The sequence below is a fragment of the Amycolatopsis sp. NPDC045836 genome (genome assembly GCF_056431745.1).
Map to the genome: position 1 here is coordinate 1 of NZ_JBWKKF010000011.1, position 14,914 is coordinate 14,914.

The window sequence follows — 14,914 nt, forward strand, 5'->3', positions numbered from 1 at the left end:
GAGTATTGGTATCGGAATCTGCGTGAAACCGTCCGGTTCAGTGACGCGATCAACGCGCTGAACGCGGAAGGGTACAAGGCTTTCATCGAGATCAGCCCGCACCCCGTGCTGACCATGGCGATCCAGGAGACCGCCGAAGGGGTCGCCGCCCTGGGCACGCTCCGGCGCGATGACGGTGGGTACGACCGCTTCCTGCGCTCGGCAGGCGAAGCCCACGTGCACGGCCTTCCGGTCGATTGGCCCACCGTGGTGCCCGGCGCCGACGGCCCGGCGGTTCCGCTGCCCACCTACGCCTTCCAGCACGAGCGGTACTGGCCGCGGCGCACCGCCGTCCGTGCCGGGGACCCCGCCGGGCTCGGCCTGCTCGCCGCCGGGCACCCGCTGCTCGGCGCCACCGTGCACCCGGCAGCGGGTGCCGGGGTGCTGCTGACCGGGGCCGTGTCGACCGCGACCCACCCCTGGCTCGCCGGGCACTCCGTGCTGGACACGGTCATCGTGCCCGGCTCCGCCTTCGTCGAACTCGCCCTGCGCGCGGGCCGCGAACTCGGCTGCGACCGCCTCGACGAGCTGACCCTCGAAGCCCCGCTCGTGCTCGACGGCGACCACGCCCACGACCTCCAGGTCGCGGTGACCGAAGACCTCGCGGTGAGCATCCACTCCCGGCCCGCCGGTGCGGTCGAGGACAGCTGGACCCGGCACGCCACCGGCACCCTGGCGCCGGCGAGCGGACCGGCGCCGGCGGGACTGGCCGGGCAGTGGCCGCCACCCGGCGCCACCCCGCTGCCCGCCGAAGACCTCTACCAGCGCCTGGCGGACTCGGGCATCGCCTACGGCTCCGCCTTCCGCGGCTTGCGCGCCGCCTGGCAGCACGACGGCGAGATCCTGGCCGAAGTCCGGCTGGGGGAGGGCGAAACGGCCGACGCCGCTCGCTACGGCCTCCACCCCGCCCTGCTCGACGCGGCGTTGCACGGCATGGGCCTCGGGTCGGTGTTCACCAAGCCCGAGGACAGCGGCGCCGGGGGCAGCGTGGCCTTCAGCTGGAGCGGCGTGAGCCTGCACGCCACGGGTGCCACCTCGGTCCGGGTCCGGCTCGTGCCCGCCGGGGAGAACGCGGTCTCGGTGGAGATCGCCGACGCCGCGGGTGCACCGGTGGCCTCGGTCGAAGCGCTGGTGATGCGCCCGGTCTCGGCGGACCAGCTCGGCGGGACCGCCCGCATCCCGCGGAATGCGCTGTTCCGGCTCGGCTGGCCGGAACAACCGCTGCCGGCCGGTGATCACCACCGGGTCGCCCTGGTCGGCGCCGACCCCTGGAACTGGGCTCCCTGGCTGGAAACCGGCGAGCACAGCGGTGCCTTCGGCACCCCGGGCGAACTGGCCGGAGCCGTGGCGGCGGGGGTGGTGGCGCCGCCGGAACTCGTCGTGGTCGCCCTGCCCGCCGCCACCGGTGAAGACGTGCCCGCCGAGGTGCACGGTGTGCTGGCGGAACTGCTCGGCACCGCCCAGCCCTGGCTCCACGACGACCGGTTCGCCGACACCCGGCTGGTGGTGGTGACCCGGCGCGCGGTGGCCGCCGGTGCGGTGGCCGAACCGGATCTCGCGGCCGCGTCGGTGTGGGGCCTGGTGCGCAGCGCGCAGTCGGAGCACCCGGACCGGTTCGTGCTGGTCGACATCGAAGACGAACGAGCCGACGTCGGCCTGCTCCCGGCCGCCGTGCTGACCGGCGAACCGCAGGTGGCGATCCGGGCGGGCCGCCTGCACGCCCCCCGCCTGCTCAAGGCCGGCCCCGCCGAAGAGACCGGGTTCGGCTTCGAGCCGCACGAAACCGTGCTGATCACCGGTGCCTCCGGTGGCCTCGGCCGGCTCGTGGCCCGGCACCTGGCCGAGGCGCACGGGGTGCGGCACCTGGTGCTGCTGTCCCGGCGCGGCGAAGCGGCCGAGGGCGCCGCCGAACTGGCCGCCCAGCTCACCGCATCGGGCACCGAGGTCACCTTCGCCGCCTGCGACGTCGCCGACCGCGACGCCGTGGCCGCGGTACTGGACCGCATCCCGGCCGCCCACCCGCTCGCCGGGGTGGTGCACACCGCCGGGGTGGTCGACGACGGCTTGCTCGAAACGCTGAGCCCGGACCAACTCCACCGGGTGCTGCGCCCGAAGGCGGGCGGGGCGTGGCACCTGCACCAGCTGACCGAGCACCTCGGCCTGCGGGCCTTCATCCTGTTCAGCTCGGGTGCGACCACCTTCGGCGGACCGGGGCAGGGCGCCTACGCCGCGGCCAACGCCTTCCTCGACGGACTCGCCGCCTTCCGGCGGGCCCGCGGCCTCGCCGCCACCTCGCTCGCCTGGGGCATGTGGGCCGAAGCGAACGGCATGGGCAGCAGGCTGGACGACACGGCACTGGCACGCATGGCCAGGAACGGCGCGCTGCCGCTGAGCGTCGCCGACGGCCTCGCCCTGCTCGACGCCACCCACGGGCTGGACCACGCCGCGCTGGTGCCGGTCCGCCTGGACCTGGCGGCGCTGCGGGCCCAGGCCGGCTCCCTGCCCCCGATGTTCCGCGAACTCGTGCCCGCGCCGGTGCAGACCGCGGCCGACGACAGCGCCACCCTGCTGCGGAAGCTCGCCGGGCTGGCCGGGGCCGACCGAGAGCGTGAACTGCTGGAGGTGGTCCGGGCCAACGCCGCGGCCGTGCTCGGCCACGCTTCGGCCACCGCCGTCGACCCCCAGCGGCCGTTCCTGGAACTGGGCTTCGACTCGCTGACCGCGGTGGAACTGCGGAACCGGATGACCCGCATCACCGGCGCCCGGCTCCGGGCCACCCTGGTCTTCGACTTCCCGACCCCCGCGCGGCTGGCGGCGCACCTGCTGGAACAGCTCGACCTGGACGACGCGCCGGGCGGGGGTGCCGCCGTCGCGGTGTTCACCGAACTGGACCGGCTGGGCACCGCCCTGCCCGCCCTGGTGTCCGATGCGGCCACCCGGAACCGGGTGGCCGGGCGGCTGCGGGAGCTGCTCCTGGCTTGCGGTGCACCCGTGTCCTCCGGCGGCGATCTGGAGACCGCCACCGACGACGAACTGTTCGCACTGGTCGACGACGAGTTCGACCGAGGAGTGGAGATCGCGTGACCGAGGAGAGCAAGCTCCGCGACTACCTCAAACGGGCGATCAACGACGCCCGCGAAACCCGCGCGCGGTTGCGGGAGCGCGAGGCCGCCGACCAGGAGCCGATGGCCATCGTCGGCATGGCCTGCCGGTTCCCCGGCGGGGTGGCCTCCCCGGACGACCTGTGGCAGCTGGTGGTCACCGGAGGAGACGGGGTCTCGCCCTTCCCCGGCGACCGCGGCTGGGACACCGGCGCGTTGTTCGACCCCGACCCCGACCACCCCGGCACCGCCTACGTGCGAGAAGGCGGCTTCCTGCACGAGGCCGGTGACTTCGACCCGGGCTTCTTCGGCATCTCCCCCCGGGAAGCCCTGGCCATGGACCCCCAGCAGCGCCTGCTGCTGGAGGTGTCGTGGGAAGCCATCGAACGCGCGGGCCTCGACCCGGCGTCGCTGCGGGGTTCCCGCACCGGGGTGTTCGCCGGGATCAGCGGCATGGACTACGGGGCGGCGCTGGCGCAGGCACCGCGTGGCCGCGACGGAACGCTGTCGATGAGCACCGGCGGCAGCCTCGTCTCCGGCCGGGTGGCCTACACCCTCGGCCTGGAGGGCCCGGCGCTCACCGTGGACACCGCCTGCTCGTCCTCGCTGGTGGCACTGCACCTGGCGGCCAAGGCGCTGCGGTCGGGGGAGTGCTCGCTCGCGCTCGCCGGCGGGGTCACGGTGATGTCGGTGCCGGATCCGTTCGTCACCTTCAGCAGGCAGCGCGGCCTGGCCCGCGACGGCCGGTGCAAGCCCTTCGCCGCCGCCGCGGACGGGTTCAGCCTCGCCGAGGGCGTGGGCGTGCTGCTGGTGGAACGCCTGTCCACGGCACGGGCCCAGGGGCACCCGGTGCTGGCCGTGCTCCGCGGTTCCGCGGTCAACTCCGACGGCGCCAGCAGCGGTTTCAGCGCGCCGAACGGCCCGTCGCAGGAGAAGGTGATCCGGCAGGCGCTGACCGCGGCCCGGCTCGCCCCGGACGAGGTGGACGTGGTGGAGGCACACGGCACCGGTACCACGCTCGGCGACCCGATCGAGGCGCACGCCCTGCTGGCCACCTACGGCGCCCGGCGCGAGCGCCCGCTCTGGCTCGGCTCGGTCAAGTCCAACATCGCGCACACGCAGGCGGCGGCCGGGGTGGCCGGGGTGATCAAGGTGGTCGAGTCGCTGCGCCGCGGGGTGCTCCCGCCCACGCTGGGGGTGGACGAGCCGTCCCCGCACGTGGACTGGTCGCTCGGCGACGTCGAACTGCTCACCGAAGCGAAGCCGTGGCCGGAACTGGACCGGCCGCGCCGCGCGGGGGTCTCCTCCTTCGGCATCAGCGGCACGAACGCCCACGTCATCCTGGAACAGGCGGCGGAGCCGTCCGGCCCCGGCGAGGCCACCGAAGCCCGCGGTCCCGTGCCGTGGCTGGTGTCCGGCAAGACCCCCGAGGCGCTCCGCGCCCAGGCCCGGCGGCTGCTGTCCCATGTGGACAACCGGCCGGAGCTCGGTGCCGCCGACCTCGGTTTCTCGCTGGCCACCACCAGGACCGCGCTGGAGCACCGGGCGGTCGTGGTGGGCGAGCGGCCCGGCCTGGTCGACGGCCTGCGTGCCCTGGCTGCCGGGGAACCGGCCGCCAACCTCGTGCGGGGCACGGCGGCGGAGGGCCGGGTGGTCTTCGTCTTCCCCGGGCAGGGTTCGCAGTGGGCCGGGATGGCCGCCGAGCTGATGGACTCCTCGCCGGTGTTCGCCGCCCGGCTGGCCGAATGCGCGGCAGCCCTCGAACCGCACCTGGACTTCTCCGTGGCCGACGTGCTCCGGAGCGGGCTCGGCGCACCGACGCTGGACCGGGTCGACGTGGTGCAGCCGGTCCTGTTCGCGGTCCTGGTCTCCCTCGCCGGACTGTGGCGCTCGTACGGGGTCGAGCCGGCGGCCGTGGTCGGCCACTCCCAGGGCGAGATCGCCGCGGCCTGCGTCGCGGGCGCGCTGCCGGTGCCGGACGCCGCCCGCGTGGTGGCCCTGCGCTCCCGCCTGATCGCCGAACGGCTTTCCGGGCGCGGTGGCATGGTTTCGGTGGCCTCACCGGTCGGCGAGGTGACGGCCCGCATCCAGGCGTGGGCCGGGCGGATCTCGGTCGCCGCGGTGAACAGCCCGGCCTCGGTGGTGGTCTCCGGGGAAGCCGCCGCGCTCGGCGAACTGCTGGCCGGCTGCCACCGGGACCACGTGCGGGCCAAGCGGATCCCGGTGGACTACGCCTCGCACTCCAGCCAGGTCGAGGAAATCCGCGACCAGCTGAACACCGCGCTCGCCGGACTGGCCCCGGTGGAGAGCAAGATCCCGTTCTACTCCACGGTCACCGGTGACTGGCTCGGCACCACCCGGCTCGACGCGGCCTACTGGTACACGAACCTGCGGGAGACCGTCGGGTTCGAGGCGGCGGTCGGCGACCTGGCCGCCCAGGGCTTCCGGACCTTCGTGGAGATCAGCCCGCACCCGGTGCTGACCACGGCCGTGCAGGAGACCTCGGCGGACGCCGTCGCGCTCGGCACGCTGCGACGGGACGAAGGCGGGCTGGACCGCTTCCTGCTGTCCCTCGGTGAACTCGCCGCGAACGGCACCCCGCTGGACTGGCGTGCGGTGTTCGGTGCGGGCGCGCGGCCGGTCGAGCTGCCGACCTATGCCTTCCAGCACCGCAGGTTCTGGCCGGAGCGGGCGCCGGGCCAGGCGGGCGACCTCGGTTCGGTGGGGCTGGCCGCGACCGGCCACCCGCTGGCCGGAGCCGTGGTGCCGGTCCCGGAAACCGGCGGCTTCCTGCTCACCGGCGGCATCTCCCTGCGCACCCACCCCTGGCTCGCCGAGCACACCGTGCTGGACACGGTGATCCTGCCGGGCACCGCGTTCCTGGACCTGGCGGTCCGGGCCGCCGAGGAGGCCGGGCTGACCGGGGTCGACGAGCTGACCCTGGAGGCGCCACTGGTGCTGCCCGAGGACGCCGGCGTCGAACTGCAGGTCTCGGTCGGTGCGCCGGACGAAACCGGCGCGCGGCCGGTCAGCGTGCGTTCCCGCACGGCGGAGGAGGCGTGGACCCGGCACGCGACCGGCACGCTCTCCGCGCACACCGGCCAGGACAGCGGCTTCCACTGGCCGCCCGGCGGCACGGAACTGGACGTGGCCGAGGTCCACGCCCGGCTCGAGGAGGCGGGCATCGCCTACGGCCCGGTGTTCCGGGGCCTGCGGCGGGCGTGGCTGACCGAGGAGGCGGTGTTCGCCGAGGTGCGCCTGCCGGAGCCGGCCGACCCCACCGGCCACGGTGTCCACCCGGCGTTGCTGGACGCCGCGCTGCACCCCGCCGACCCGGTGCTCGAGCGCGCGGACGACGGAGCCCGGCTGCCGTTCAGCTGGCGCGGGGTGCGCGTGCACCGCACGGGAGCGGGTGTGCTGCGGGTCCGGGTGGCCGCCGCGGGCAGCGACGCGCTGTCCCTCACCGCCGTCGACGAGTCCGGTGCCCTGGTGTGCACCGCCGAATCGCTGGTGCTGCGGCCGGTGACCGGTGACCGGCTCGGCGCCGCCCGCTTCCGCGACTCGCTGTTCCGGCCGGTGTGGGAGCCGGTCACCGCACCGGAAAGCGGCGACCTGGTCGCCATCGCCTGCCCCGACCCGGGTTCACTGCGCGAAACCCTGACCGAGGTCACCACCCTGCTGCGGTCCTGGCTGGACGGCGACCGCCCCGAGCGGCTGGCACTGGTGACCACCGGCGCGGTGGCCGTCGGCCGCGAGCCGGCCCCGGCGAATCCCGATCACGCGGCGGTGTGGGGCCTCGTCCGCAGCGCGCAGTCCGAGCACCCCGGGCGCTTCGTGCTGATCGACGTGGACCGGCCCGGCGGACCGCTGCCCGGTGGCGACGAGCCGCAGTACGCCGTGCGCGCCGGTGAGTTCTTCGTGCCGCGGCTGGCCAGGGCGGCGGCCGAACCGGCGGCGGGGCCGGTGTTCGACCCCGGTGGCACGGTGCTGCTCACCGGTGGCTCCGGCACCCTGGCCGGGCTCGTCGCCCGGCACCTGGTGACCACGCACGGCGTGCGGCGGATCGTGCTGGCCAGCCGGAGCGGGGGCGCCGACCCGGTGACCACCGGCCTGCCCGCGCAGATCCTCCCGGTCGCCTGCGACGTCGCCGACCGCGACGCCGTCGCGCGGCTGCTGGCCGGGATCCCGGCCGAGCACCCGCTGACCGGGGTGGTGCACACGGCGGGCGTGCTCGACGACGCCACCGTGGACTCGCTGGACGCCGGCCGGTTCGACCGGGTGCTGCGGCCCAAGGTGGACGGGGCGCGGGTGCTCGACGAGCTCACCGCGGACCTGGACCTGGCGGCGTTCGTGCTGTTCTCCTCCGGTGCCACCACCTTCGGCGCCCCGGGGCAGGGCAACTACGCCGCCGCCAACGCCTGGCTCGACGCGCTCGCCCAGGACCGGCGTGCCCGCGGGCTGCCCGGGGTGTCCCTCGCCTGGGGCCTGTGGGCCGAGCGCAGCGGGCTGACCAAGGACCTGTCCGAGCACGACGTGGCCAGGATGGCACGCAGCGGTTCCGCGGCGATGGCCACCGAGGACGCGCTGGCCCTGTTCGACGCCGCGCTCACCGCCGGGCCGCCGGTGCTGGTGCCGGTGCACCTGGACCCGAAGTCGCTGCGGGAGCAGGCCGCGTCCGGCACCCTGCCCGCGTTGCTGCGCGGCCTGGTCCGCGCGCCGAACCGCGGCCCGGCCCCGGACGCGGGTGCCGATCTGTCCACCTTGGACGGACCGGCGCGGGCGCGGCGGCTGCTGGAACTGGTGCGCACGCACGCCGGCACCGTGCTCGGGCACGACGGCACCGATGCCGTCGAACCGGGGCAGGCGTTCAAGGAACTGGGCTTCGACTCGCTCACCGCGGTCGAACTGCGCAACCGGCTGAGCACCGCGACCGGGCTGCGGCTGCGCGCCACCCTCGTCTTCGACCACCCGACCCCGGCGGCGCTGGCCACGCACCTCGGCTCGTTCTTCGACGACGAGCCCACCGGCGCGGATTCGGTGCTGGCCGAGCTGGACCGGATCGAAGCGCGGATCGCGGCGCTGGACGACGACGGGCGCGGCCTGGTCGGCACCCGGCTGGCGGCACTGGCCGCCAGGGCGGGCGGCGCCGGTGCCGCGGGTGCCGGTGCGCGCCTGGAAACCGCCACCGACGACGAGATGTTCGCCTTCATCGACCGTGAACTCGGTGTCTGACCACCGCCAAAGCTGAGAGGCAGCTGGATGTCGAACGAGGACAGGCTTCGCGATTACCTGCGGCGGGTGACGGCCGATCTGCACGACACGAAGGCGCGGCTGCGCGAGGCCGAGGACCGCGTGCACGAGCCGATCGCGATCGTCGGCATGAGCTGCCGGTTCCCCGGTGGGGTGCGCACCCCCGAGGACCTGTGGGACCTCGTCGCCGAGGGCCGGGACGTGGTGGGGCCGTTCCCCGCCGACCGCGGCTGGGACGTCGACGGCCTCTACGACGCCGATCCGTCGCACCCCGGCACCACCTACGCCAGGGAAGGCGGGTTCCTCGACGACGCGGGTGAGTTCGACGCCGGTTTCTTCGGCATCAGCCCGCGTGAGGCGCTGGCCATGGACCCGCAGCAGCGGCTGCTGCTGGAAACCGCGTGGGAAGCGTGCGAGCACGCCGGGCTGGACCCGGCCGCGTTGCGCGGTTCGCGGACCGGGGTGTTCGCCGGCGCGATGTACCACGACTACGGCGTCCGGCTCAGCCCCGTGCCCAAGGGACCGGGGCGCTACCTGAGCAACGACAGCGTCGGGAGCGCGGTGTCCGGGCGCATCGCCTACTCGCTCGGCTTCGAGGGGCCCGCGGTCACCGTGGACACCGCCTGCTCGTCCTCGCTGGTGGCCCTGCACCTCGCCGCACAGGCACTGCGGTCGGGGGAGTGCTCGCTCGCGCTGGCGGGCGGGGTGGCGGTGATGTCCACGCCGTGGCTGTTCATCGAACTGAGCAGGCAGCGCGGCCTGGCCGCGGACGGCCGCTGCAAGGCGTTCGCCGACTCGACCGACGGTGCGGGCTTCTCCGAAGGCGCCGGACTGCTGCTGCTGGAGCGGCTCACCGACGCCGAACGGCACGGGCACCGCGTGCTCGCCGTGGTCCGGGGCAGCGCGGTCAACTCCGACGGGGCGAGCAACGGTTTCACCGCGCCCAACGGCCCTTCCCAGGAACGGGTCATCCGCCAGGCGCTGGCCGCCGCGCGGCTGACCGCCAAGGACGTCGACGCGGTCGAGGCACACGGGACCGGCACCCCGCTCGGCGATCCGATCGAAGCACACGCCCTGCTCTCGGTGTACGGGCGCGAGCGCGCCGGGGAACCGCTGTGGCTGGGCACGATCAAGTCGAACCTGGCGCACGCGCAGGCCGCCGCCGGGGTGGCCGGGGTGATCAAAGTGGTGCAGGCGATGCGCCACGGCACGCTGCCGCGGACGCTGCACGCGGACCGGCGCTCGCCGAAGATCGACTGGTCCGCCGGTGCGGTGGAACTGCTGACCGAAGCCAGGTCGTGGCCGGAGACCGGGCAGCCGCGGCGGGCCGGGATCTCCTCCTTCGGCATCAGCGGGACCAACGCCCACGTCATCCTGGAGCAGGCGCCCGCCGAGGCCGAGCCGGAACCGGTGTTGGCCGGTGGGCCGGTGCTGTGGACCCTGTCCGGCCGGAGCCGGGCCGCGCTGCGGGCGCAGGCCGCCAAGCTGCTGTCCCACGTGGACGCCCACCCCGAGGTCGCGCCCGCCGCCGTCGGCCGCGCGCTGGCCACCACGCGCACCCCGTTCGAGCACCGGGCGGCGATGGTCGGGCCGGACCGCGAGGCGCTGCGCTCGGCACTGGCCGCGCTCGCCGCCGACCGCCCGGCGGCCGGGCTGGTCGAGGGCGTGGCCCCGGCCTCGGGCGAGCCGCGGCTGGTCTTCGTCTTCCCCGGCCAGGGCACGCACTGGGCGGGGATGGCGGTGGAACTGCTGGGCACCTCACCGGTTTTCGCCGAGTCCATCGAGGCGTGCGCCGGGGAACTGGCCCGGTTCACCGGCTGGGACCTGCTCGCCGTGCTCCGCGGTGAGCCGGGTGCCCCGCCGCTGGAACGGGTGGACGTGCTCCAGCCGGTTTCGTTCGCCACCATGGTGTCGCTGGCCCGCGTGTGGGAATCGCTGGGGGTGCGGCCGGACGCGGTGGTCGGGCACTCACAGGGCGAGATCGCCGCCGCGCACGTGGCAGGCGTGCTCGGGCTGGCCGACGCGTGCCGCGTGGTCGCCCTGCGCAGCCGCGAACTGCTCCCGCTGGCCGGGCGCGGCGGCATGGTCTCGGTGGAGCGGACCGCCGAAGAGGTCACCCGCTGGCTGGAACCGTGGCGGGACCGGCTGGCGATCGCGGCGGTCAACGGGCCCACCTCGGTGGTGGTGTCCGGCGACGCGGGCGCGCTGGCCGAGTTCGGCCGGAAGCTGTCCGCCGAAGGGGCGCTGCGCTGGCAGATCCCCGGCGTCGACTTCCCCGCGCACTCGGCGCAGATCGACGAGCTCGCCGAAGCGCTGCACGAGGTGCTGACCCCGGTGCGGCCGGGACCGGCCCGGATCCCGTTCTACTCGGCCACGGACGGCCGGTGGCTGGACGGCGCCGAACTGGACGGTGCCTACTGGTACCGGAACCTGCGTCAGACGGTGTGGTTCGAACCGGCCGTCGGCGCGCTGCTGGCCGAGGGCCACTCGGTGTTCCTCGAAGTCAGCGCGCACCCGGTGCTGACCATGGGGGTCGCGGCGACCGCGGAGGAGCGCGGCGCCCGCGTCTGCACGGCGGGCACCCTGCGCCGCGGTGAAGGCGGGCTGGACCGCGTGCTGCTCTCCCTCGGTGAGGTGCAGGTGCACGGCGTGCGCCCGGACTGGTCCGCGGTGTTCGCCGGAGCCGGGACCGGCTGGACCGCCCTGCCCACCTACGCCTTCCAGCGCGAGCGGTACTGGACCGGGCCGGCCGGTGGGGACGTGGCCGACGCCGGCGGGCTGGGGCTGGTCGCCACCGAGCACGCCCTGCTCGGGGCCGCGGTGCCGCTGCCGGACACCGGCGGCTTCCTGCTGACCGGGCGGCTGTCGCGGCGGGCCCAGCCCTGGCTGGCCGACCACGCGGTGTCCGGCGCGGTGCTCCTGCCCGGCACGGCGTTCCTGGAGATGGCGTTGCGCGCCGGGGACGAGGCGGGCTGCGCGCTGGTCGAGGAACTGGTCATCGAGGCACCGCTGGTGCTGCCCGAGCGGGGCGGTGTGGCGGTGCAGGTCCTGGTCGGCGCGCCGGACGGGAGCGGGGCACGCGAGCTGAGCGTGCACGCCCGCCCGGACACCGGCGACCAGCCGTGGACCCGGCACGCGGCGGGCACGCTGGCCCAGGCCGGGCCCGCCCCGGAAGGCGACCTGTCGGCGTGGCCACCGGCGGACGCCGAAGAAGTGGACCTCGACGGGTTCTACGACCGCATCAACGCCACGACCCTCTACTACGGACCGTCCTTCCAGGGGCTGCGGGCGGCGTGGCGGCGGGGCCGGGAGGTCTACGCCGAAGTGGCGTTGCCGGAGTCCGGTGACGTGGCCGGTTACGGCCTGCACCCGGCCCTGCTGGACGCCGCACTGCACGGCCTCGGCCTCGGCTCGCTGCTGGACACCGAGCCGGACCCGGACCGCGTGCAACTGCCGTTCTCCTGGGCCGGGCTGCGGGTGGACGCCACCGGGGCCAGGGCGTTGCGGGTCCGCCTGTCCCCGGCGGAATCGGGCGGCACAGGCGGCACAGGCGGCACGGACGGCATTGCCGTGCTCGCCGCCGACGAGACCGGTGCCCCGGTGGTGTCGGTGGCCTCACTGGTCGTGCGCCCGGTCTCCGGTGACCAGCTGCGAGCCGCCCGTTCCGGCGGTGGCGCGCTCTACCGCGTCGACTGGACCCCCGCGACGGCAGGCGGAACCGCGATCCGGTGCGCACTGGCCGGACCGGCGGTACCCGGCCTCGACCTGCCGCGGTTCCCGGACCTGGCGTCGGTACCCGCCGGCCCCGCCCCGGACGCCGTGGTGGTCGTCGTGCCGCCCACCGGGGTCGACGCCGACGGGGGCGGGGAACTCGACGCCGCGGTCCGGGCCACGGTCAACGAGGTGCTGGCCATGGCGCAGACCTGGCTCGACGACGACCGCTTCGCCAGTGCGCGCCTGGTGCTGGTCACCCGCGGCGCCGTGCTCGCCCACGCCGACGACGGCGCCCCGGACCCGGCGCACGGCGCCCTGTGGGGCCTGCTGCGCTCGGCCCAGTCGGAGAACCCGGGCCGGTTCGTGCTCGTCGACCTCGACGGCCACGCCGAATCGGCGGCCCGCCTCACCGAGGCCGTGGCCACCGGCGAACCGCAGCTGGCGATCCGCGCGGGTGCCGTCCTGCACGCCCGGCTCGCCGCCGCCGATTCCGGCGAGCTGCTCGAACCACCACCCGTGCCGGCCTGGCGCCTGGACATCCCGGTCACCGGCACCTTCGACAACCTGACCATGGCCGCCTGCCCCGAAGTGCTGGAACCCCTGGCGCCCGGCCAGGTCCGGGTCGAGGTGCGTGCCGCCGGGCTGAACTTCCGCGACGTGCTGCACGGGCTCGGGCTCTCGCTCGGGGAAGGTGCCTTCGGCGGGGAAGCGGCCGGGGTGGTGCTCCAGGTCGGTCCCGGGGTGAGCGGGCTGGCACCGGGGGACCGGGTGATGGGCGCGATCGCCGGCTCGTTCGGGCCGATCGCGGTGGCCGACCACCGGATGATGTGCCGCATCCCGGCCGGGCTGGGCTTCGCCGAGGCCGCCACGGTGCCGATCGCCTTCCTCACCGCCTACTACGGCCTGGTGGACCTGGCCGGGCTGACCGCGGGGGAGTCGGTGCTGGTGCACGCCGCCGCCGGCGGGGTCGGCATGGCCGCCGTGCAGCTGGCCCGGCACCTGGGCGCCGAGGTCTACGCGACCGCGAGCGAGGGCAAGTGGGAGGCGTTGCGGGCCAACGGGTTCGACGGCGACCACCTCGCCTCGTCGCGTTCGCTCGAGTTCGCCGGGAAGTTCCTCGGCGTGACCGGGGGCCGCGGGGTGGACGTGGTGCTCAATTCGCTGGCGGGCGAATACGTCGACGCGTCACTGGACCTGCTGCCGCGTGGCGGGCGCTTCCTCGAGATGGGCAAGACCGACCAGCGCGAACCCGCCCGCGTGGCGGCGGACCACCCCGGTGTGGCGTACGCGGCCTACGACCTGCAGGAGGCCGGGCTGGACCGCATCCAGGCCATGCTCGGCGAGCTGGGCGAACTGTTCGAGCGCGGGGTGCTCCGGCCGCTGCCGCTGCGGGCGTGGGACGTCCGCCGGGCGCCCGCGGCGTTCCGCTTCCTGAGCCAGGCCAAGCACGTGGGCAAGCTGGTGCTGACCGTGCCCGCGAACCGGCCGCATTGCACGGTGCTGGTCACCGGCGGGTCCGGCACGCTCGGCGGGCTGGTCGCCAGGCACGTGGTGACCGAGCACGGCGCCCGGCACGTCGTGCTGGCCAGCCGCAGCGGCCGCCGGTCGGAGGAACTGGCGGCGGCACTGGCCGACCTCGGGGCCGAGGTCACCTTCGCCGCCTGCGACGTCGCCGATCCGGACGCACTGGCGGACCTGCTCATGGCGATCCCGGCCGACCGGCCGCTGACCGGCGTGGTGCACGCCGCCGGGGTGCTCGACGACGCGGTGCTCGGCTCGCTGACCCCCGAACGGGTCGAGCGGGTGCTGCGGCCCAAGGTCCGCGGGGCGCTGAACCTGCACGAGCTGACCCGCGGCCTCGACCTGTCGATGTTCGTGTTGTTCTCCTCCGGCGCGGCCACCTTCGGCTCGCCGGGGCAGGGCAACTACGCGGCGGCGAACGCGTTCCTGGACGCGCTGGCCGCCCACCGCCGCTCGCGCGGCCTGCCCGCGGTCTCCCTGGCGTGGGGGCTCTGGGCGGAGCGCAGCGCGCTGACCGCGGGCCTCGGCGACACCGACCTGGACCGGATGACGCGCAGCGGTGCGGTGGCGCTGTCCACAGCGGACGCACTCGGGCTGTTCGACACCGCGCTCGGCCGGGACGAACCGGTGCTCGTGCCGGTGCGGCTGGACACCGCCGCGATGCGGGCCCAGGGCGATTCCCTGCCGCCGCTGTTCCACGGCCTGGTCCGGAGCCGGCGGCGGTCCGCCGCGGTGGCCGGGGCCGCGGGCGAGCAGTCCCTGCTCGCCCGGCTGCCGAAGATGAGCCAGGCGGACCGCGAACACGCGCTGCTGGAGCTGGTGCGCACGCACGCGGCGGCGGTGCTGGGCCACCACTCGGCCGACGGCATCGAAGCCGAACGCGCCTTCAAGGACCTCGGCTTCGACTCGCTGACCTCGCTCGAACTGCGCAACCGGCTGACCTCGGTCACCGGGCTGAAGTTGCGCGCCACGCTCATCTTCGACCACCCGACGCCGGTGGAACTCGCCGCCCGCCTTGGCACCGGCCTGCTCGGGGACGCCGGAAGCACGGCAGCCACCGAAGCGGCCGGCACGGCAGCCGTCGAGCGCAGCGACGCCGAAATCGAACGGCTGCTGACCACCATCCCGGTCCGCCGCCTGCGGGAGGCCGGACTGGTCGAGGCACTGGCCCAGCTGTCGACCGGCACCCCGGAGCCCGAGCGCGGTGCGGACGGCGGGGCGATCGACGAGTTGGACGTGCAGGGCCTCCTGCTCAAGGCGCAACAGAGCCTCGGCTCCTGACCACGGTT

The 14,914-nt window shown here is 75.3% G+C and carries 2 protein-coding genes and 1 pseudogene; all 3 read left to right on the plus strand.

Translation table 11 applies throughout. From position 1 onward, the window contains the following. On the plus strand, positions 1–3,123 hold a 3,123-nt coding region (locus AC07EG_RS21740; RefSeq protein WP_478254963.1), incomplete at its 5' end, for a type I polyketide synthase. Further along, a pseudogene (locus AC07EG_RS21745) lies at positions 3,120–8,372 on the plus strand (SDR family NAD(P)-dependent oxidoreductase); the annotation flags it as partial. The gene AC07EG_RS21740 and the pseudogene AC07EG_RS21745, both read left to right, overlap by 4 nt. A gap of 66 nt (positions 8,373–8,438) precedes the next feature. After that, positions 8,439–14,906, plus strand: coding sequence for a type I polyketide synthase (locus AC07EG_RS21750; RefSeq protein WP_478255218.1), 6,468 nt, complete (start codon positions 8,439–8,441; stop codon positions 14,904–14,906). Positions 14,907–14,914 lie beyond the last annotated feature (8 nt).